We start from the raw sequence: 20,769 nt of genomic DNA, 5'->3' as shown, positions 1-20,769 counted from the left end.
ATGAACCAGACCAGCACGTTTAAACGGTTAATGTCTTACCCATTATCTCAACCAAAGCCAATGATTAAAGGACTCGCCTTGCTGTTTATTGCTGCGTTAGCCAGCGCCGGCGGCCCTTGGTTGATTCAATATTTCATTGATGAGCACATCGCTAAAGGTGACTATTCACAAAATGTTCTGATTTCGCTAGCAGTAGGTTATATCGCTCTTCAGATCGTATCGGCAACATTCCAGTATTTTCAGTCATTGCAATTTAGCATTGTCGCGGCTAACACGATCAAAGCGATTCGTAAGCAAGTATTTTCTGGCGTGATTAAGCAGCCGTTATCTGCGTTTGATTACACTCCTGCTGGAAAATTGGTGTCGCGAATCACCAACGATACGGAATCTTTACAGCAATTTTATGAGCTTTTGATCGCGACCGTGGTGAAAAACGTGGTCATGATTGTCGTAATGCTTGGCGTTATGTTTTTCATGAGCTGGAAGCTCACACTCGTTGTGCTTGTATTGCTGCCGATCGTCATCGGCTTTATGTACTTGTTTAAGCAGCTAAGTACAGAAAGCTACCGAAAGATGCGTGACCTATTGACCGATATAAATGCGAATCTGAGTGAATCCATTCAAGGGATGAGTGTCATTCAATTAATGCAACAAGAAGAGCGTTTTAATAAACAGTTCAACGAGCTAACCGCAGAGCATCTGGTGGCATCTAAACGAGTGATTCGGCTAAACGGCTATCTGCTAAGACCATTAATGGACTTACTCGCTGGTCTTGCGTTGCTTTGCTTGGTTGCGATCTTTGGTTTTAATGGTATTGAGTTGATTGGTGTGGGGGTACTGTATGCATTTATCAGTTATCTTGCGCGAGTTACTGAACCACTAATTGAGATGACTCAGCAACTTGCTCTACTTCAGCAGGCGTTAGTATCAAGCGAACGTGTTTTTGAATTGATTGATGCGAAAGAACAAACTTACGGGGGCGATCATCAACCATTAAGGTCAGGTGCTATCGAACTTAAAGACCTCACATTTAGCTACGATGGTAAACAGGACGTCCTAAAAGACATTTCGTTGAAGGCCACCCACCAAGACTTTATCGCGCTTGTCGGGCATACAGGAAGCGGTAAAAGCACCTTAGCGTCACTGTTAATGGGCTTTTATCCAACTCAATGTGGTGAACTGCTCATAGATGGTCGTCCACTTAAAACATTAGGGAAAGACGTACTTCGCAAAGATGTGGCAATGGTTCAACAAGATCCACATATTCTCCCTGCTTCAGTCAGAGAAAACATCTCTCTCAGTCGGGCGGTTGATGACAATCAAATATGGGATGCGTTAGACAAGGTAGGTTTGGCAGAACAAATTCATCGTTACCCTAACGGGCTAGACACGCAGTTAGGTCAAGGCGAAACTAATTTATCTGCAGGTCAGAAACAGCTTTTGGCGTTAGCACGTGTGCTTGTGGTAAAACCTAAGATATTGATATTAGATGAAGCAACCGCAAATATTGACTCAGGAACAGAGGCTTTAATCCAAAAGAGCTTGGCGGTCCTCAGACAAGACATGACGCTCGTTGTTATTGCTCATCGGCTTTCAACTATCTTAGATGCAGACCAAATCATTGTTCTTCATCATGGGGAGTTAGTCGAGAAAGGCACACACAAAGCACTCTTAACGCAAAATGGTCGTTATGCTCAAATGTATCAGTTACAGCAAGCAAACCGACACCTACAACAGATTGAAGAAGACACCAAGCAACTCGAAGAAGCGGTGTGATTTTATGCCCGTGCCTTCTTTTATTTAGTCGGCATGGGCATAATTGGTGTAACTTCAAAATTTAGCCTTGTAAGCTTCCAATTTCTTCATAATGTGAACTAATTTTCTATTTCTTACCTATTATTGACATAACCCCTCGCTATATCACGCAAGGTCGTTGTAAAATCGTACGGTACTTAAGTCTACTGCCTGTGGCATTGGGCTGAATTCCGCTTTCTAATTATGCACATTAATCTCATGACACAAGTCCATGGACAAAGATAAGTTTACTAACATCTATCGCTTGCCTGGTTCGATTCAAATTCGTATCGGTAAATGGCAAAAGACGTTCCGCGGCACCTCTGATTTAGTTTTACATCAGGCGCTAATGGAGCGTAATAAGCAATTTAAGAAGCCAGACTTTTTACCTAAAGGCTGGTGTGTCACTCCTGTTGATGAAAACGACATTACCATTACGCATCACGGTAAATATATCCAAACCGTTATGCGCACAATGCTGGACAGAAAGGTCTCATACAAGCGACTGTTCCTATCTCGAATGAGTCTCGAAGATGGTGAAAAAGTGCTCCACAATTACAAGCTGGAGTGGGTAAGAAAACATAACCAGATCGCCAAAAAGTACAATCAAATTAAAAAGAAACAATATATGAACTTTGCAAGAGAAGAAGAGGAAACCCTCTACCCTTCGATTCCAAAGGGTGAGTTTGACAAAACATTATGGAACAAACTTGTCGTATCATCGTTTGGCCCGCAGAAAAAGTACAAAAACCCGCACTTTGTCCGTAAAGCCGATTTCTAAATAAACACCCCTAAAGTGAGGGGTGTTTATTTATACGTTAACTCACCAGTCGTAAGTTAAACTTGCAATAACATTTTGTCGGTCGCCATACCAACAAAAGCCATCACATGTCGCTATGTACTTTTTATCCGCGATGTTTTTAGCTGCGACTTGTAGCTTGTAATCGCCGATTCGATAACTGACCGTCGCATCCATTAAGAAATAACTTGGTACTTTTAGTCTCTCTTCATTGTCTCCGTATGACTCACCTGTATAGCGCGCGCCTAAGCCAACAGCAAAGCCATCAAGAGGTCCATCAAAGAAACGATAATGTGCCCAAGCTGATGATACGGTATTCGCCACTTGGGAAGGTGTTTTGCCAACCCATGCCTTATTGATGTCTTCTTTTATCTCTGCATCAACGTACGCAATGTTCCCGATCAATGTTAAGGATGGTGTCACATTAGCTACAGCTTCAAACTCAACGCCGTTATTTTCTATTTTTCCTATTTGCGTTAATTCACTCAAGTAGATACGAGCCAAGTTTTCTTTTGTTGCCCGATACGTTGCAATATTGAAATAACCATCAAATGAATCCGGTTGGTATTTCATACCGATTTCAAATTGATCACCGCTTTCAGGCTTCGCTGGCTTACCATTGCTGTCTTCTTGAATAATTGGATCAAAGTACTGAGAGTAACTAAAGTATGGCGTGAAGCCAGAATCAGAAATATAAGCCGTTCCCACGCTAAACGTCCACTCTCCATTATCGACTTTCGTGCGAGCACCCGTGGTAACATTATGTACTTCATTACTTGTATCGTCGTAACGTGCGCCCAATAACATCGCCCATTTATCGTTGATCAGCATATGATCTTGAAAGTAGACGCCGAGCTGCTGATTATCGATTTTCGTTCTTTGCTTATCGGTTTCGCTCAATGGTTGTAGCGTATTCGGATCGAGTAACATTATGTTATCCGAATAAGTAGGATTAAATACATTAAACCTAGGGTCAGGCAAAGCTCCCATTGGTGTGTTTAAGAGCGCATTACCATCAGCAACGATAGGATCATTCGCAAAATCTTTACCATCGATACTGATCATTTGAAAATCTATGCCCAACATCAAGTTATGCTCAACACTTCCCCAATTTACTTGGTGCATCAAACGATTATCGATATTAAAAGCATCAGATGACCCATCTTCTGTTGAAGCACCCCGAAGTATGGTTTTGCGTTCATTTGATGGGTCCAAAGCCGGCCCCAACGCAGGCACGTCAGCCGAGTAAACGTACGAATACATTTGTCTTAGCTTAACATCCATTTCGCTGTAACGAGCTGCTTGAACAAATGAAGTGGTATCATTAAATGCATGAGAAAACTCATAGCCTAAAGACATCTGCTCACGCTCAAACGTCTCCCAGTTAGGATTGCCTATCGCTAAACTATCACTGATCTTTCCATTTTTGTTTGGCGTTAACGTTCCTTCAACTGGCAAAAATTGCAGATAAGGATCTGAGTCGTCTTTTTGATAGCTCGTTAGAAAGGTAATTTCAGACGTCTCATTAAATTTGTACGTCATCGATGGAGAGAGAAGAATGCGCTCTGCTTCTACCCTACTAATTCTCGTCCCATTTTTTCTCGCTAACCCTTGAAAGCGGAAAGCTAGCTGCTCACTCACCTCAGAGTTTACGTCAAGAGAAAGTTGTTTACGGTCTTCAGAACCGTACTCCAAAGATACAAGTCCTGACCCCCCATCAAATTGAGGTCGCTTACTGACAACATTGATAACCCCACCTGGAGGGTTTTGCCCATAAAGAACAGACGCTGCACCACGTAAAACTTCAACCCTCTCTAACGCAAACGGATCTATTTGCCAACTATAGAAGCCAGAAGAATATAAACGGGTACCATCTTGATACAACCCACTGTTCGCCTGTTTAAAACCACGAATAATAAACCAATCTTGCTTGTTATCTTCGCCGAAATAATTAGTTTGAATGCTTGGTGTGTACTGTAGTGCGTCAGAAATGCTAATAGAGGCACGATCATCCATTTGCTCTCGCGTAACAACAGACACCGCTCTTGGAGTCTCATTGATAGCAATATCAGTTTTCGTCGCTGCCCGACTCTTCGCTCCGAGATAACTAAAGTCTGGACCAACTGCACTGTCTTGCTGCTGTCCAATCACAACTATATTTTCATCTTCCTGAGCCAAGACATTTGGCGTTGATACAGCTAATACAACCGCCATCGACGTTGGTGTCAGCATAAACTGCCGAGTCATATTCTCTCCTTTTTGTCGGCAGCCAAACCAACCCTTCATGACTTCAGCGACCGCTGAAAGAAAAGCGAGTTACGGCATCGCCAGTTGTTTCCGTAAAAGACAAACCAGAGGTTTTGCATAAAGCACTCGCATAGGTTACGAATGCCACTACGAGTGCTTATTTGTATAAGTACTTTCTTGGTTGAGGCTTAGCTCATTTCTATAAGCGGCGTAAACCCCACATTAAATACAAACCGCCAATGAGAGACGCCATAAGCCCTGTTGGTATTTCTTGCGGGTAAAGGACCTGTCGTCCCAACCAATCAGCCAACAACATCACCCCTGCCCCCAATATCGCGGCGCATAACATGTGTTGTGACGCTTTGTTAAAACCAAATAAGCGAGCTAAATGCGGAGCCAACAACCCAACAAAGCTAATCGGACCAACAACCAATGTCGCACTGACCGTGAGACAAGCAACTAAAAGAAGCAGTGTTGCGCGTGAACGATCAACTCGAATTCCAAGCGCTTTAGAGGAAGCGGCACCGACAGGAAGAATATCTAGCCATCTTACGCAGAGAAAACTCAACCCTATAAAGACAAGCGCAGATAAAGACAACGGGAGTAACGTTTCAACCGAGACATAGTAGGTAGACCCTGACAACCAAGCCAATGCTTGATAACTTCTTGGGTCACCAGTGGCTAGAATAAAGCTCTGTATTGCATTCATCAGTGCGGTTATCGCAATACCAGTCAACAAAATACGCTCCGGCTGAAAGCCTGATTTACGGTTTAGCAGCACAATGACTAATACCGTCGCTAATGCACCTACGAGCCCGCCTAGAGAAAGAGTGAAAATTGACGAACCAAACCCAGTAAACATCGCGATGATCAATCCCATCGCTGTCCCTGAACTGATACCGATCACTTCAGGACTTGCCATTGGGTTTCCACTTAGGCGTTGAATCATGGTTCCAGCAATCGCTAACATTGCCCCCGCAATTGCTGCTGCAAATAATCTAGGTGCGCGCCACTCCAAAAAAATCCAATTTTGGCTAGAAAATAAGTTTGCCCACCCTTCATTTTGCACAGCAACCGTGGCAAAAAGAACAACAGAAATTAACGTGCCGATCAACGCCAATGAGATCGCTTTAGGGTTTAGCTTGTAAACATGTTCACGATGTCGAGTTAACACTGTTTGAGTATGGCCCTGCGTCTTTTGTGATAAGCGAGGTAACAGCCATAACAGTAGCGGAGCGCCCAGTGCAGCGGTTGCTGCTCCCGTTGGTATAAAACTCGCCATTAGCCCTGGCAGTTGCTGAATAACCAAATCGGTTAAAGTCAATAACATGGCACCAATCAGCATTGATACCCAAAGCTTATGCTGGATTTTATTGATACCTATCAATCGAGTAATCGCTGGCGCCGCTAACCCGATGAAACCGATGATTCCTACGACAGAAACCACCCAAGAAGTGATTAACACCGCAAGCCCAAGACAGACAAAACGCAACTTAGCTAGCGAGACACCTAAACTCTTGGCACCTTGCTCGGAGAGTTCCAACAGACTTAACGGCTTTGCAATCACAAATGCAACGACCGTAGCAAGTGCGATTCGAGGGGCAAGATACGAGAAATCTCCCCATCCACTCTGAACAAGCGAACCGGCTCCCCATATCATTAACCCATTCAGCTTTTCGGTATTCATCATCAGAATAACCGTACTTAATGATGCAAAGTACAGGTTTATCACTAACCCAGAAACGACGACAACCGTTGGAGATAACGCTCGTCGCCATGACAACAGCATCACCAACCCCATCGATATCACACCGCCGATGAGAGCAACCAAATTAGGCGCGATATCCAACATCCAAGGTGCGAATAGCGTAGCTAACATCAAAGCAAAACTTGAACCGCTCGCCACACCAAGTGTCGTGGGTGAAGCGAGAGGGTTACGCAGCACTTGCTGCATCAATACCCCAGCAACCGCTAATCCAGCACCAGATATAATCGTGGTGAAGACTCGAGGCCACCAGCTAAAGTGAAGTAAAACAGAATCGATAGATTGAAAGTTAGGCTCCCATAAACTGCTTAGAGCCAACGAAAATGAGCTTACTTGGTACAATTGGAAAGCACCAATAGAAAAGGTAAATGCCGAAAGTAACACCACAAAGCTTAAAGGCATCGTTTTCATTGTGTTAACTCCTCGACCTTACTCGCCGTAACTAACTCTGCGAAACGGAGAGCTGAAGGCATAGAACCAAAACTCCAAACGGGTGCGACTTGCATGACCTTTTCACCAGATTGTTGAACAACATATTGCCAAAATGGGTCTTGAGAGAGCTGCTCCGCTCCACCGTAAGGTAATGGCTCTACGATAACAATTTGAGCTTTTATGCCAGCTAACTTGTCGATGCCAACTAGGCTAAAGCCCCAGCTATTCGTCTTTTCATTCCATGCATTACTCAGCCCAATCTTTTCGATAGCCTGAGAGTAAAGACTATTTTGACCAAAAACACGAACGTGCTTCGTATCCATAAACTGAATCATTAAAAGCGGCGGCTGGTCTTTGTTTATGCGCTGTTTTAATAAAGAGAAACGTTTTTCATATTGTTGGATAAGCGCCTCTGCTTCCGCTTCTCTTCCCAGCTCTTCACCAAACCTCCGAGTGAAACGAGTAAGTACCGACCAATCTGTGATCCCGCTTTCATATAAGTCAATCGTGGTAACGGGGGCAATATCGACTAAACGATGCTTCATTGAGGAGAAGTACGGGGCAATAAAAATACGGTCAGGTCTGAGCTCGTAAATACGCTCTATATTGGGTTGAGTTCTTAACCCTACATCCTTAGTTTGAGGTGGTAACGGTGGCGATTTTACCCAAGCATCGTAATCTTGCCCTTGAGCGACGCCTACGGGCACAACCCCTAACGCCAACATCGTTTCAGTTTGTGTCCAATCAACCGACATCACCCGAGGTGATGCGTCAGCTAGTGCTTGAAAAGAACTGACCAAAAGCGCACTAAGTGAGAGAGCGAAAGAGAAATGTTTAAGTCGAGTGTTTGTACTGCTCATTATTCCAACCTTTAGCTTGGCATCGCCACCGGGTAACCCGCAGGGTGGTCAGAGATCATCATCTCTATCCCATATATGTCCCTCAACTTAGGTTCAGTAAACACCTGTTCAACATTGCCTTGTGCAATCAAATCACCTTGATGTAATGCAACGATGTAGTCGCAAAATCGTGCAGCCAAGTTGATGTCGTGTAATACGATAATAACGCCCAAGCCCAGTTCTTGACTGAGTTTAGAGATAAGCTTCAACATATCGACTTGATGGCTGATATCTAGCGCAGACAAAGGCTCATCAAGAAGCAAATACTCGGTTTTTTGGGCTAACAGCATAGCTAGCCACACACGTTGACGCTCTCCTCCAGATAACGTGTCCACTAAGCGATCTGCGTATTTTAGTGTGCCTGTCATCGCCATTGCTTCTTCAACAATGTCGTGATCTTTCTTACTCAAACGTCCAAGTAAACCATGCCATGGATAACGACCAAAACCGACTAAATCTCGACCTAAAATACTGTCGGTCACTGGAAGATGCTGAGGCAAGTAGGCAATGTGTTGGGCGAATTTTTTCGCTGAGAGATCGTTAATGCTCGTTCCATGCAGAACCACGTCACCAGCGGTGTATGGCTGTTGCTGTGCCAGCAACTTTAACAATGTGGATTTTCCTGAACCATTGTGTCCAACAAGAGCGTATGTTTTTCCGGGTTCAAATGTCACATCAAACGCTTTTAGCAATGACTTGCCTTCAATCTCAAACTGGAGTGCTTTAGCTTCCAACATCCCTACTTCACCTAATAGCCATTTACGAATAACAGTTATTCAGAGCTCTCATTCGTTGATCACGTTTGCCGTTCTTATTCAACAGAACGATTAATAAGGGAGGTTTTATATAACAACAAAGATACAAATGCAAACCGTTGTCATTATCATTACATCAACAAGATCATTGAGAGAATTGCTAAGTGTTAGTGATAATTTGCTCGGCTGAACTTCATTAGTAAATTATAGGCAGGTCAACGAGAGTAGCGGTCTCCCACTGCTCTCGCATAAATTTGAACGAATACTGCAGCGTATGAAGAAATGAAAAATGCCGCAGTGAATACATTAATGACGAGCGTCAGCGCCAAACTCTACTTCTTTATAGATATCGGCCAGCGACTTTTTACCTTGTTTGTCTTTGGCTGAACGCTTTTTCTTAGTTTGATAATGGTATTCTTGCTCCTGAAGTGCTTGTTCGTGCTCTTTTGCTGACTCAACAAACTCAGGATTTGCAAGTGCTTGTTGGCGTAAGCGGTTTACTCTTTCAAGGGTTTCCCACAACATACTTCACCTCCAAACTTGTTACTGTATATAAAAACAGTATTATTTAAATATTCCTCCTCGTCAACATTTCAACTTTGTTACTGCTCTTCACATTAACCCCAAGCCTGTATAGTGCTCAGGATATTTGTGGATGATTTGCTTTATATAACCTTGATGCTCTCGCAGAGCATTAACACATTCTCGAGATAACCATCCCTGATATACCCATTTTTCAAGCTCTAACAATGCGTATGGGATGGACCACGCTTGTCTATACGGATGGTGCGTTGTCATAAAATCAAAGGCATTTGCAGCAGCCGTAATTTGCGCGGCTATTGGTATATCGTCACTGGTTAAACCATACGGATAACCAGTGCCATTTAAGTTTTCGTACTGATAAGTAACCATCTGCAAAAACAAAGTCACACTCGGGTGAACCGGATTTCCGATACGGGCAACTATGTCATCCGCTGAATCGATACAACGCTCAATATGTTGAATCAATATCGCCTCTTGTTCTTGAGAGTAATTTGTTCGGCGGCTAGCAATTTCAACTGGCAGCTGACTATCACCGAGCGCATGGAACTGAGCAAAAATACCAATATCTTCGACCATTTCGTCATTCAGGTGATAACGATCCGCTAACTGCGTTGCGATAATTTGACTGTAGTACTTCATGCGTTTGGTATGCGCGTAATACTCAGGTGAATAGCCTGGCATCATACATTGCATTCGGTTCGCTAGCGTTTCTATCGCATTGACTACTTGAGTCTCTGATTCAACCGCAAATCGAATCATTTCGAAATAAGGTTTAAGACCATTCAGCGCTTCTAAACTAAACGCATCACGTTGAGTGGAGTTCAAAAATACAAAACCAGTAAAAGCTTTATTGTCATAACAAGGAATAGCAGCCGACGACTGATATCCGTGTTTGAGTAAAATTTGAACCCGAGGACAGTGATTAATATCATGAAGGTCTTCGACGATACGAGGAACCGCGTTTTTAGAGGCAATATTGAGGTGGTGGAGTTTACGGAATGCTGATTCGTGATGGGCTAAACACCAAGTGTCGAACTCACTTTCTGCAAATGATTTGAGCACATCTTGGTCTGGGTGATATTTTGCAAATGACACCCTATCAATACATGGCAAGTGCGCCTGCATCCTGCCTTTTAGCGTTTGCAGTTGCTCGTTAAGCGGTTTTGCAAACGGGTAAAAACTCCGGTGCGCCATGCTTCACCTCCACACCAAAGCAGAGAAACAAGAAAAGCTCATTGTGTTGCAAATTCAATGGTATTTTGAGCGGTTTTCTCCACTTAAATTATCGATATACCACAACTTAAGTGTACGAAATAAAAGCACATTTCTACCAATTTTTTCACCGGATATCTTACGGTAATTTGATCCAGATTAAAAAAGCCAACGAGCGAAACTCGTTGGCCTAACAATACTGATTGATTACGATGGATTCAGTAACTAGAGGTTATTCAAAGAACGTTCTGAACAACTAGCCTAGAGCAGGAAGCACACCCAGCGTAATTAACACCTGAGCGAATACGATGCCAGTGCCAGCGATGCCCGTTATCACTAGTGCACCTTGACCACCTGCGACGCGGTACTCCCCAGTAAAATCATCCGATTTACGAACCTTGATCACCATAACCAAAGGCAAAAAGATGGCTAAAATCGCTAAGGCAATCGCTGCATAGCCCAAAGCCATAATAAAGCCTTGAGGATAGAAAAGTGCGAAGCCTAGCGGTGGAGTAAACGTCACTAGTGCCGCAATCAAACGATTAGGCTTATCGTTACTTCCTTTGATGGTATCACCCAAAAATTCGAATAGACCCAAACTCACGCCAAGGAACGATGTCAACAATGCCAAGTCAGCAAACACACCAACAATGCTACCCAAATTTGATTGGTGTACTGTCTGAGATAGTTGACCAATCAGTGCGCTCAACCCTCCGTTCTCAACAAGCGTACTTTGGCTAACCACACCCAACGTCACGATTTGCCAAAAGATATAAATAACGAGTGGAATCGTCGAACCAATAATAACGGCTTTGCGTAAAGAAGAAGTGTCACCGTCTAAGTAATTCACAATTGCAGGTATACTTCCGTGGAAACCAAACGAAGTAAAGATCACCGGAATCGCCGCTACAACAAGGCCTTGTTCGATTGGCATACTTAACAAGTAAGATTCCGTAACGTTTGGAGCAAGAAAAGAAAGCACCGCAACCATCGCAATGAGCTTCATCGCGAACAGTACTCGGTTTACTTTATCGACCGTACCGGTACCCACCGTCACAACTAAAGTCACAATTAAGGTAAAGATTATCGTTGATGTAGGCCCTGAAATATCGAGGTCAAACCATTGTGCAAGGCGGTCTCCGAACTGAGCACCACCGCCAGCGATATACGCTGCACACAACGAGTAGAAAAGGAACAACATCGCAAAACTTGCCACCCACTTGCCTTTTTGACCTAGGATCTGTTTCGCCAAAGTATGAAGTGTAGCACTACTCTCCGCATGTTGATGAAGCTCAAGCATAAGTAAGGCAGTGAAAGCCATCAGAGCCCATAAACCTAGCATGATGATAATTGAAGTTGAAAAACCAATGCCGGCAGAGGCAAGTGGAAGCGCTAGCATACCAGCGCCTATTGTAGTGCCCGCAATAATTAGCGTACTACCGAATACTTTAGAACGACTCATTGTATATTAATCTTTACACTTTATTAGAAATTATCAGTATTAGATCGGGCAACGGCGGACCGAAACCAACACCATATTTGTATTGCCGTCGATATTGTAGGATCTTTAGCAGAAGATCAAGCAAAGTGTAAGGATAAAAAACCACACATGTAAACTATAATTTACACCTTGCTGATATTTAACAATAACTGTGTGCATTCTTCCCTGTTCATGAACTTGGGAACAGGGTAATTCCAGTGCGCCTCTTTCAGAATTAAATCAACAAGCGCATCAGCATCTTCACGTTGAATGAGCGCACTGGTTTGCTCAATATCAATAGTTGAAAACAAGGACTCCAGATTCGCCAAAAAATGCTGAGCACTTGCATTACCTAACTGCCCCTCGGCCGTCAACTCATCGAGCTTTCTTAGTTGAGGCTCAATCTCTGATAATGAAAAGCGCAGCACAGGCAACAAGGCTAATCCGTTTGCCATACCATGAGGTATTCCATATCTCGCACCGAATGTGTGAGCAAAGGCATGAACATAACCCAAACTCGCTTTGGTAAATGCTAAACCCGCGTAATAGGATGCCATAGCCATTTTATGACGAGCTTCGACATCATCCCCTTGCATCACAGCCCTAGGAAGATATTTAAAAATGAGTTTAATAGCGGCAACCGAATAAGCCATCGTTTCTTGAGTAGCGTTTTTCGATACATAGGCCTCAATAGCGTGGGTTAATGCATCAACGCCAGTATCAGCCGTGATCTTAGGAGGTAAACCAATCATTAAATTCGCATCTAAAGCTGCCATTAGTGGCACCAACTTTGGATCCATTAAAGGGGTTTTAATGTGTGAGGAGGGATCTGACACGACCGCAGCGATAGTAACTTCACTTCCGGTTCCAGCCGTTGTTGGAATAGCAAAAAGCGGCGCTGGCATTCGCCATACCTTCAATAGTCCAGCTAATTTTTTTATTGGCCGTTTATTGGTAACTTTCGCAGCGATAACTTTTGCACAATCCATTGCAGAGCCGCCACCCAAAGCTAATATGCCCTCACAATGAAAACGATGATAAGCCTCTAGACCGCTCTCTACCTGATCATAGGTAGGATCGGGCTTAACTTGCGAGAAAACATCTAACTGTAAATCGAGTTGTGCTGCTGCCTCAAGCACCTTATCTACAATACCGACTTGGACTAACCCTTCGTCGGTAACTAACAAAACGCGTTTAAATCCCAGCTCGGTCATCGATTCTAATAGCTCATTCATCGAACCAGGGCCGGAAAACAAGGTTGGTCTCGGCATAGGAAGGATATGGGCTGCCATTTTTAACCCTGCGGTGTAAGTCCGATATAAACGATGCTTCAACATACGAAATCCTTTTCATTTAGAGCTATCATTCTAGCTACTTTTACTACCTATGCTTACTTTGCAATCACACATTTTCAATAAACTTATCTCACTAAAAGGGCTAGCATCGCTGGGAAACCGTACCATTTTATTATCTTTCCTCAACGACATGAGCTACAGAGAAAATGTTTTCAACGACGCTCTATTGTCATGTAGTTAGCAAGCTGCTTTCCCTATTACTCTGTTAGTTACAGAGCAAGCCTCGAAGAAGTCTTCTTATTTTTTGCCTTCAAAAGCAACAATATGAATTCTGTTAATCAGACATCAATACCGTGTGTCTCTGGTTGAGCCCGAACACGATCTACAAAAATAAAAATAAGAATGCGTTACATCATGATTTATTGTCGTTTTCAAATAAGTCAACAAGAGCAACAATAATCTTTCAAAACTTATACTTAGTTCAAATATCTGACTCTTAACCATGAGCTTCAGGTGATATTATTATGCAACTAGGATTATTATCCCGCCCATAATCAAAACTATGTCTAAACGCCCACCTTTTTGGGGTCTATTCGCTGTCGTACCCAATTTTTCCTATCACCTTCTGATTTGGGTTTAGCGTGGGCTAATTAGCAATGTCGGTATAAACCATGAATCATTCTTGCCATTCCCATACGGACATGGGCTTTGAAGTCGATCTGAAACAAGCACTTATCTGGGTTGCTCGAGCACTCGACTATGTCGGTGTTGATGATACGCACCATAGCCATCGTGTCGCTTACATAGCTTACCAATGTGCTCGGGTCATGAACTGGGAACCAGAAAAAGCGGAGTTTTGCTACTTCGCAGGGATGATCCACGATTGTGGGGTCTCCGAAACACAAGAACATAAAATGTTACTTGAGGAGTTGGTGCCACAAGATGTAAAAACACATTGCTTAAGAGGATACCGAAGCCTCAAGCAGTGTCGTTTGTTACGTCAGTTTGCTACACCTGTTCTTTACCACCATACACATTGGAGTGAACTAAAATATCTTGATTTACCGCCTTTTGAAAAAGAGGTCGCTGCCCTACTCTATTTAGCCGATCGTCTCGATTTTATGCGTTCCAAATACGTCATGAACTGCCACTGTGACATTGTCACACTTCATGAAGAACTAATTGCAGAATGCATCATGGCAAACGCTGGAACTTTGTTTAATCCAGACATGGCTAAGGCAATGGTTAAGCTCGTTATGACCGACGCATTTTGGTTCGCGATGGAGTCTGAAAATATAGAAACCATCGGATTAAACTTTAAAAGCATTGATTGGCTTCAAAAACAGCTCACCATCCAAGATATGAATAGTTTGGGAATGTTTATCGCTCGAATTGTTGACGCAAAAAGCCCATTTACTTATCAACATTCGCAAAAAGTGGCGGAGTTATCTCGGTATCTAGCCATCAAGCTTGGGTTCTGTGAGCACGACCAAGAGATGTTATTTATTGCTGGGTTGGTGCATGATATCGGAAAGTTAAAAACACCAGATGAGATTCTTCATAAAGAAGGCTCTCTTAATAAACAAGAGTATACGCGTATTAAACGCCATACAATTGATACTCAGCTCGCATTACACAAAGTGTTTCCCAACGCTAAAATAGCGGAGTGGGCCTCTAATCATCACGAGCGTTTGGACGGTTCAGGCTATCCTTATCATAAAACAGGAGACGAACTCGATGTACCATCGCGTATTGTCGCGGTTGCCGATGTTTTTCAAGCTCTGTCTCAGGACCGTCCCTACCGCGGACGAATGGCTCAAGCACAAATCGCCGCGATTATGGGTGCGCAAGTCGCTAAACAAGAACTTTGTCCTGACGTCTATGCAGTACTAGAGCGAAACATGACCGAGTGTTACGAGCTATCAACTAATGTTTAATCGATAAAGGGCGTATCTACGCCCTTTGCTGATTTTATGCTGGTTGCAAACCAATCATTTTGCAATATCAAGTACATTGTCTCGCACACCATTGATTCTGAACCAACCTGCAATGCTGAACCGCTCTGCGTTGGTCGGTAAAACCTCATGCGGGAATTGCTCGGATAAGAATAAAAGTAAGCGTCCTGATTGAGGAGGGATGGTTGCTATCTTATTATCATTTAGATCGTAAACCACCAATTCACCTGCATCCTTTTCCGTCCAAGATTCGTTCATGTAAAAAACGGTTGTCAATCGACGGTTTTCATTGCCCTTAAAACAATCTAGATGCTTTTGGTAGAAATCCCCTTCCTCGTACTTGGCAAAGTGAGCTTCATACTCAAAAAGTCCTAGAAACAAGTGACGGTTCACTTCTTGGCGTATTTCTTCCATCTTATCTAAGTAAGAAGTAACCGCGTGCCCCATATTGGGCGATAACCATTGAATTTTGTCACTTCGAATTGACTCAATACGAGTCACATCGTCATTACGACCAATACGCGCTTTTTTCCAGTTACTTGGAATGCAGTCTCGTAATTGAGCCACTTCTTGTTCAGAAAGAAAATCATCCCAGATGTAGTAGCCATGGGTTGCTAACGCATCGATCATTTTATCCATTATTGTCGTTCACTCATATTAGTTGGGCGGTCTATATAAAAAATCTTCAACCCCACAACAAATGCGATTTTTTGTCGAAACGACAACAAAATAAAAAGAGAGTAAAAATAGGTGATGACGAATATAAAAATGCCGCTCATATGAGCGGCAATATCTTTTATTATTGACGAGCTTCTAATCTGGTTGGATGAACTCGCAACGGACTAAGACGTTTAATAGTCGGGCGTTGTTTGTTTTTTAACTGGATATGGCAAAGTTCCAGAATTAAGCCGAATGCCATCGCAAAGTACACATAACCTTTGTTGATATGAATTTCGAAGCCTTCTGCCATCAATAAACCACCTAACAAAACGAGGAATAACAAAGCAAGTGTCTTAAAACCAGGGTAACACGACACCAGGTTATTGATTTTTTCTGCTGTCATGACCATCACGATAGCAGAAGAAACAATCGCTGCGACCATAAGTGGGACATCACTTGTTAAACCAACGGCGGTTATCACCGAGTCCATCGAGAATACAGCATCCACGGCAACAATCTGCAACAGAACTACCGCTAAACCAGTACGGGCGTGAGTTGAGTGAGCAGACTCGTTGTGATTTAACCAACTCCACAACTCTTTCAGGCTTTTAGCCAAGAGGAATGCACCACCCGCAATCATGATGACGTCTCTTCCGGTAAACGCTTGGTTCGCCAAAGAAAATAGCGGTTGAGTCAATTGCATGATCCAAGAGATTGAAAACACTAAACCAATACGAGCAATAACAGCAAGACCAATACCAAGGTTTCTTGCCAGCTTACGTTGGTGCAGCGGCAGTCTTTCACATAAGACAGAGATAAAAACGACGTTATCAACGCCTAAGACAACTTCAAGCGCAAACAAAGTGGCGAAAATAGCCCAAGCTTCTGGTTGCATAAAAAGTTCTAGCATGAGCATGTCTCCAATAATAAGAAGACATATGGTGAAGGGTTTTGTCGACTAAAGGGGTCGTCCATTAATTATTTATACCTTTGTTACTGAGGGATCATGAGTAAATCACCAAACAATCAACAAAACAATATCTATTTTAATTAACAAGGAACAAGTTTAATTCGTGTACAAATCAATCAACTCCTCCAAATTGATTAAAATTACATAGAAGCTTTAGAATTGAATAAATGAAAGCATTAAAGTCCAACAAAACTAAGATAAATTTCTAGACTTATAAGCACCATTAATCCTTATGCAACCCATTAAATGCATTGAGTTCAAAGAGAAACAGGCGTGTTTCCGAGATAAACAATAGTAAAAATTTGTTTCATGCTGATATACTGCCAAAAATCATAAGAAACCATGCTATTTATGGACTACATTGCTCTTTCGCGTATAAGCCTTAAACATCTAACTGTTTTACATATGTTGTTAACCACTCACAGCGTCACACTTGCGGCAGAACGCTTGTGTGTAACACCATCGAGCGTCAGTAAAACGCTCGGACAGTTGCGCGAAACGCTAAAGGATGACCTTTTTTACCGTGATGGCACTCGCTTAGTGCCGACAGCATTTGCGCTGCATATAGGCCCATCAATCCATGGCATACTCTCCAGTATGAATGGGTTATTACATCAAGGCTCTTTTAATCCGGCTTACTATCAAGGTAGTTTTTCATTAGCAATGCGTGAAAGTTCATTTGAGCTCTTTGCGCCAGTTCTACAGCACTTGTCCCAACAACTGAGCAATCACGCGCACTTGAATGTCCATGCGAAAGAGGAAAGGAGCTTCGATGCATTAGCAAGAGGTCAAGTGGATTTTTTGTTGCTTCCTCACGATCTCAGCCAACCACCCACACAAAATAAAGACTTGGTATGGAAAACCATTTTGAAAGACGAAATGGTTTGCTTAATGAGAGCATCGAACCCACTCGCTGAGCAACCCTTATCTGTTGAAAGTTACCTTTGTGCAAGACACATCGGTATTCATGATAAAGATCTGTCACAACCTTATTTTGAGCAAAATCTCACCCAAAGGCATTCAAAACGAAACTTGGCCATGCGTGTAGCCGACTTTGGTTCAGCTGCGGTGATGTGTCAGCACTCGGATTACTTGTTCACATGCTCCAAGCTTTGGGCAAGAGCGGCAATGCAAGCAAAAGGTTTGGTTGAACAAGCTCTTCCATTCGATTACGGACAGGTTGCCTACAGCCTCGTTTGGAACAAAGCGAGCTTAAACGATCCCGCTTTAAAATGGTTACAGCAACAATTACTCGACGCCTGCGCCATGTTAGATGCCTGTGATGCGTAAGCATAGATAAACAACGGTACTACGTAAGTACTGTCGGCACTGTGATAGGGTTACTCACGTAGCATCGAAGCTCTGATTTTAAGCGTTCGATATCATGATGAGAGCACATATCCCAAGTTAACGCCTCCCCCACTACTCCGTGATGCTGAAAGGCATTTAAACGGATAAGCACCGATTCAGGAAGAGTACTCAAGTAACGTCCAATTGCTACGATTTCTATATCTAAATCACTTTTTTGGGGAATATGCAGTAAGCGGACCTCGTACAATTTTTCGTGCTCAACAAGGTACTGAAGGGTTTTAAATACACGATGATTATCACGCCCAGTTAGCCACTGATGCGTCTCCGTCTGCCACGCTTTCAAATCGATCATTGCGCCATCCAGAAAAGGTAGAATACGCTGCCAACCAGCAACCGCTAAAGAACCGTTACTGTCGATGAAACAAGAGAGGTGCCGTAATTCAGGATCTTGTTTTATCCCTTTAAACAGCTCAATAATGAAAGGAAGTTGTAAGGTAGATTCCCCACCGGATACTGTAACACCACTGATGAAAAAGCGATGCTTGCGTATCAAATCGAGCATTGTTACTACAGAGTAGTCAGTAATTTTTGGATTAGATTGGTTCTGACATATCTCTATACAATGATCGCAGTGGGTGCACTCCTCTTTAAGCCAAACAACGTTGTTGTTTTCGTCGAACTTCAATGCGCCTGCTGAACATTCACTCACACACTCACCACAATGATTACAATGGTTTATCGTGTGAGGATTGTGGCAGTTCAAACACTGATAGTTACAACCCTGTAGAAAGATGACTAGACGATTTCCTGGCCCATCAACACAAGAGAAAGGAAGGATACGAGTGACTTTTGCCAAAAGGCTTCCACTTCGTCTAGACATCTTGTTCTTTCCTAAACCGAACTTATGCCTGCGTGTAAGTCGGTGTTACTTCATGACTCACCACACGTGGCGAGCGTTCTAAAATTTTGGTATTTTTTGCTGCTTCTGCACCTAGACACGTCGTGTTGGTTCTCGAACCTTCTTTATCATATTTCGCGACATCTGAAAGTTTGATCATGTAGCCTGTCACGCGAATTAAGTCATTTGAAGTGACATTCGCGGTAAACTCACGATAACCAGCATTTAGTGCCCCTTTACATAAATTGAACATCGCTTCTGGGTTAGATTTCACCGTTTCATCAATCGTCAAAATATCGCTGATACCCGCACGATAATACTGATGATGCTTCGCCGTTGCTTGTACATAAGTGACAGGGTCTGGCTCTGCACCATAAGGCAGACGTACACCTGGCGTAACATCATGATCTAAGCTAATGCCGCCTTGTGCATGTAAGAGCGCTTTGCCATCTAAACCATATTTCACCGGGGTTGAGTCCACCAGTTTAGCCAGTGTTGCTGAAACATCATGAGCAAAAGTATTTGCTCGATCATTTTTTCCGTATCGCCCTATTTGCCCTTCTTTTTCAAATAGAAGGTTTACCGCTTCGGCCATGCCGTAAACGCCATACATTGGCGCGAAATAGGACTCTTTTATCAACCCTTCTTGCGTCAAAAAGCCTTGAAAGAAGTTCGATTTTTCATGCAAGTGCGTGCTTCTTGCGTTTATGAGCTCGACCATTAATCGATGGTAAGAAGGCAACGCACTGTTTAAGAAGTCGTTACAGTCTGATGCTCGTTTTGCAACTTCTTTTAAATTCATTCGCACCAATGTGTTCGAGCCACCTGCTAATGGAAGCGAGTTGTAGCAACTTACAACACCAAAGCGTGAGCCGTTGTAGGCTTTCGCGTGCATTGGGTAATTGGCGATATGCGGTTTACTGCATTCACAAATGTTCTGTGTCGCTTGACGAAGTAAATCATCAGGTGTAACTGTCTCGTCGTACATAAAGGTGAGATTCGGTGCGATCTGCTTGAGCTCCGCATCTACTTTTAAAACAGTGCGACAAATAATGTTGTCTGTCGGTCCGACATTCACATGCATAAACGCATCTGGCAATGTGCGATCCAGCATGATCCAAAAATGTTTTAACTTTTTGTAAATCTGGCTCTCTGTTAGGTCGCCTATGTAAGGCAACAAGACATCATCTAACTGGCCTAAGTAAACCGGAATGTTCGTTACCGAAGGAACATGATGGTAAATGATGGTCAGCATGTTCAACGCATCATCGAAATCATCAGCCGGAGACAACTCTAAATAGTCTGAGCCTTGCGATAGAAATTTAGCGTAATCAGGCAACACATAGCGAGGTTTAAACGGTGCATGACCTTCAAACATATCGCAGATGATGCCTTCATCCATTGCTTGTCTCAGTGATGAGGATACGGTCATGTAAGGAATGCACGCTTCAGCCTCTAAAGCTAAAAAACTCGACTTCTGTTTTGGAGAAAGACGGACGTCGGTCGCGATATCTAGAAAACGTTGTTGTAGTTTAGAAAGGCTTGTCATCTAAGATATTCCTACAAAGTAACCACAAGCCCACAAGACAAAATACGAGCTCTACCCCTAAAGAGTAACGTGATTTTACTCCTGCTTGGCTGTTGCCACTAATGAAAATAAACAAAACGTCTATTTCCATTCTGGAAATAAGACAAAGCTAAATTAGCGCATTCCAACTTACTATATGGGAAAACCTAACTGCGTACCGAAGTCT

16 protein-coding genes are annotated in these 20,769 nt (G+C 43.0%); 4 read left to right on the top strand and 12 right to left on the bottom strand.

Features of this window, described 5'->3' with window-relative positions:
- Together R7F64_RS05660 and R7F64_RS05655 are read left to right on the top strand one after the other, a co-directional pair.
- On the top strand, positions 1-1,776 hold the full coding sequence (locus R7F64_RS05660; RefSeq protein ID WP_213866545.1) for an ABC transporter transmembrane domain-containing protein: 1,776 nt from the start codon (positions 1-3) through the stop codon (positions 1,774-1,776).
- 250 nt (positions 1,777-2,026) lie between these two features.
- Entirely contained in the window at positions 2,027-2,575 is a 549-nt protein-coding gene (locus tag R7F64_RS05655; protein ID WP_017820633.1) for a hypothetical protein, read from the top strand.
- Between the two features lie 42 nt (positions 2,576-2,617).
- Here the strand turns inward: R7F64_RS05655 and R7F64_RS05650 are convergent, their stop codons facing one another.
- From R7F64_RS05650 to R7F64_RS05615, 8 genes are all read right to left on the bottom strand, one after another.
- On the bottom strand, positions 2,618-4,840 hold the full coding sequence (locus R7F64_RS05650; RefSeq protein WP_213893824.1) for a TonB-dependent siderophore receptor: 2,223 nt from the start codon (positions 4,838-4,840) through the stop codon (positions 2,618-2,620).
- Between the two features lie 199 nt (positions 4,841-5,039).
- Positions 5,040-7,016, bottom strand: coding sequence for a Fe(3+)-hydroxamate ABC transporter permease FhuB (gene fhuB / locus R7F64_RS05645; protein WP_225472889.1), 1,977 nt, complete (start codon positions 7,014-7,016; stop codon positions 5,040-5,042).
- Complete coding sequence (locus R7F64_RS05640) at positions 7,013-7,897, bottom strand: iron-siderophore ABC transporter substrate-binding protein (RefSeq protein ID WP_054574124.1); 885 nt, start codon at positions 7,895-7,897, stop codon at positions 7,013-7,015. Before R7F64_RS05640 ends, fhuB begins: the two co-directional genes overlap by 4 nt.
- Before the next feature lie 11 nt (positions 7,898-7,908).
- Positions 7,909-8,673, bottom strand: a complete 765-nt coding sequence (locus tag R7F64_RS05635) for an ABC transporter ATP-binding protein (protein ID WP_005377721.1) — start codon at positions 8,671-8,673, stop codon at positions 7,909-7,911.
- Between the two features lie 324 nt (positions 8,674-8,997).
- Positions 8,998-9,216 carry a hypothetical protein gene (locus R7F64_RS05630; RefSeq protein ID WP_005377723.1) on the bottom strand — a complete coding sequence of 73 codons (219 nt, stop codon included), beginning with the start codon at positions 9,214-9,216 and terminating at the stop codon, positions 8,998-9,000.
- Positions 9,217-9,303: 87 nt separating this feature from the next.
- Positions 9,304-10,428, bottom strand: coding sequence for an HD-GYP domain-containing protein (locus tag R7F64_RS05625; protein WP_054701448.1), 1,125 nt, complete (start codon positions 10,426-10,428; stop codon positions 9,304-9,306).
- Between the two features lie 274 nt (positions 10,429-10,702).
- Positions 10,703-11,908, bottom strand: a complete 1,206-nt coding sequence (locus R7F64_RS05620) for an aromatic amino acid transport family protein (protein WP_033905238.1) — start codon at positions 11,906-11,908, stop codon at positions 10,703-10,705.
- Positions 11,909-12,069: 161 nt separating this feature from the next.
- A complete protein-coding gene (locus tag R7F64_RS05615; RefSeq protein ID WP_054579464.1) occupies positions 12,070-13,263 on the bottom strand; it encodes an iron-containing alcohol dehydrogenase in 1,194 nt (397 codons plus the stop codon).
- Between the two features lie 629 nt (positions 13,264-13,892).
- On the opposite strand from R7F64_RS05615, the gene R7F64_RS05610 reads away from it, so the two are divergent.
- Positions 13,893-15,158 (top strand): HD domain-containing phosphohydrolase, encoded by a 1,266-nt coding sequence (locus tag R7F64_RS05610; protein WP_154204618.1) that lies wholly within the window; start codon positions 13,893-13,895, stop codon positions 15,156-15,158.
- 54 nt (positions 15,159-15,212) lie between these two features.
- Here R7F64_RS05610 and R7F64_RS05605 read toward each other — a convergent pair whose 3' ends face one another.
- Positions 15,213-15,815 carry a 2OG-Fe(II) oxygenase gene (locus R7F64_RS05605; protein WP_005377733.1) on the bottom strand — a complete coding sequence of 201 codons (603 nt, stop codon included), beginning with the start codon at positions 15,813-15,815 and terminating at the stop codon, positions 15,213-15,215.
- A gap of 160 nt (positions 15,816-15,975) precedes the next feature.
- Positions 15,976-16,746 (bottom strand): TerC family protein, encoded by a 771-nt coding sequence (locus R7F64_RS05600; RefSeq protein ID WP_005377734.1) that lies wholly within the window; start codon positions 16,744-16,746, stop codon positions 15,976-15,978.
- A 411-nt stretch (positions 16,747-17,157) separates the two neighbouring features.
- On the opposite strand from R7F64_RS05600, the gene R7F64_RS05595 reads away from it, so the two are divergent.
- On the top strand, positions 17,158-18,096 hold the full coding sequence (locus tag R7F64_RS05595; RefSeq protein WP_318071515.1) for a LysR family transcriptional regulator: 939 nt from the start codon (positions 17,158-17,160) through the stop codon (positions 18,094-18,096).
- 19 nt (positions 18,097-18,115) lie between these two features.
- On the opposite strand, the gene R7F64_RS05590 is transcribed toward R7F64_RS05595, so the two are convergent.
- Positions 18,116-18,997 carry a YjjW family glycine radical enzyme activase gene (locus R7F64_RS05590; protein ID WP_021033867.1) on the bottom strand — a complete coding sequence of 294 codons (882 nt, stop codon included), beginning with the start codon at positions 18,995-18,997 and terminating at the stop codon, positions 18,116-18,118.
- Between the two features lie 22 nt (positions 18,998-19,019).
- Positions 19,020-20,564, bottom strand: coding sequence for a YjjI family glycine radical enzyme (locus R7F64_RS05585; protein WP_318071514.1), 1,545 nt, complete (start codon positions 20,562-20,564; stop codon positions 19,020-19,022).
- Between the last annotated feature and the right edge of the window lie 205 nt (positions 20,565-20,769).

The sequence above is a fragment of the Vibrio sp. Vb1980 genome (assembly GCF_033338615.1).
Lineage (GTDB): Bacteria > Pseudomonadota > Gammaproteobacteria > Enterobacterales > Vibrionaceae > Vibrio > Vibrio alginolyticus.
The sequence above is the reverse complement of the archived record's forward strand: the minus strand, read 5'-3'. Positions and strand labels throughout refer to the sequence as shown.

Coding starts and splice junctions, on each gene's coding strand:
- R7F64_RS05615 (WP_054579464.1), bottom strand. CDS start 13,263: ATGTTGAAGCATCGTTTATATCGGACTTACACCGCAGGGTTAAAAATG.
- R7F64_RS05635 (WP_005377721.1), bottom strand. CDS start 8,673: ATGTTGGAAGCTAAAGCACTCCAGTTTGAGATTGAAGGCAAGTCATTG.
- R7F64_RS05610 (WP_154204618.1), top strand. CDS start 13,893: ATGAATCATTCTTGCCATTCCCATACGGACATGGGCTTTGAAGTCGAT.
- R7F64_RS05660 (WP_213866545.1), top strand. CDS start 1: ATGAACCAGACCAGCACGTTTAAACGGTTAATGTCTTACCCATTATCT.
- R7F64_RS05650 (WP_213893824.1), bottom strand. CDS start 4,840: ATGACTCGGCAGTTTATGCTGACACCAACGTCGATGGCGGTTGTATTA.
- R7F64_RS05585 (WP_318071514.1), bottom strand. CDS start 20,564: ATGACAAGCCTTTCTAAACTACAACAACGTTTTCTAGATATCGCGACC.
- R7F64_RS05590 (WP_021033867.1), bottom strand. CDS start 18,997: ATGTCTAGACGAAGTGGAAGCCTTTTGGCAAAAGTCACTCGTATCCTT.
- R7F64_RS05620 (WP_033905238.1), bottom strand. CDS start 11,908: ATGAGTCGTTCTAAAGTATTCGGTAGTACGCTAATTATTGCGGGCACT.
- R7F64_RS05640 (WP_054574124.1), bottom strand. CDS start 7,897: ATGAGCAGTACAAACACTCGACTTAAACATTTCTCTTTCGCTCTCTCA.
- R7F64_RS05625 (WP_054701448.1), bottom strand. CDS start 10,428: ATGGCGCACCGGAGTTTTTACCCGTTTGCAAAACCGCTTAACGAGCAA.
- R7F64_RS05655 (WP_017820633.1), top strand. CDS start 2,027: ATGGACAAAGATAAGTTTACTAACATCTATCGCTTGCCTGGTTCGATT.
- fhuB (WP_225472889.1), bottom strand. CDS start 7,016: ATGAAAACGATGCCTTTAAGCTTTGTGGTGTTACTTTCGGCATTTACC.
- R7F64_RS05605 (WP_005377733.1), bottom strand. CDS start 15,815: ATGGATAAAATGATCGATGCGTTAGCAACCCATGGCTACTACATCTGG.
- R7F64_RS05595 (WP_318071515.1), top strand. CDS start 17,158: ATGGACTACATTGCTCTTTCGCGTATAAGCCTTAAACATCTAACTGTT.
- R7F64_RS05630 (WP_005377723.1), bottom strand. CDS start 9,216: ATGTTGTGGGAAACCCTTGAAAGAGTAAACCGCTTACGCCAACAAGCA.
- R7F64_RS05600 (WP_005377734.1), bottom strand. CDS start 16,746: ATGCTAGAACTTTTTATGCAACCAGAAGCTTGGGCTATTTTCGCCACT.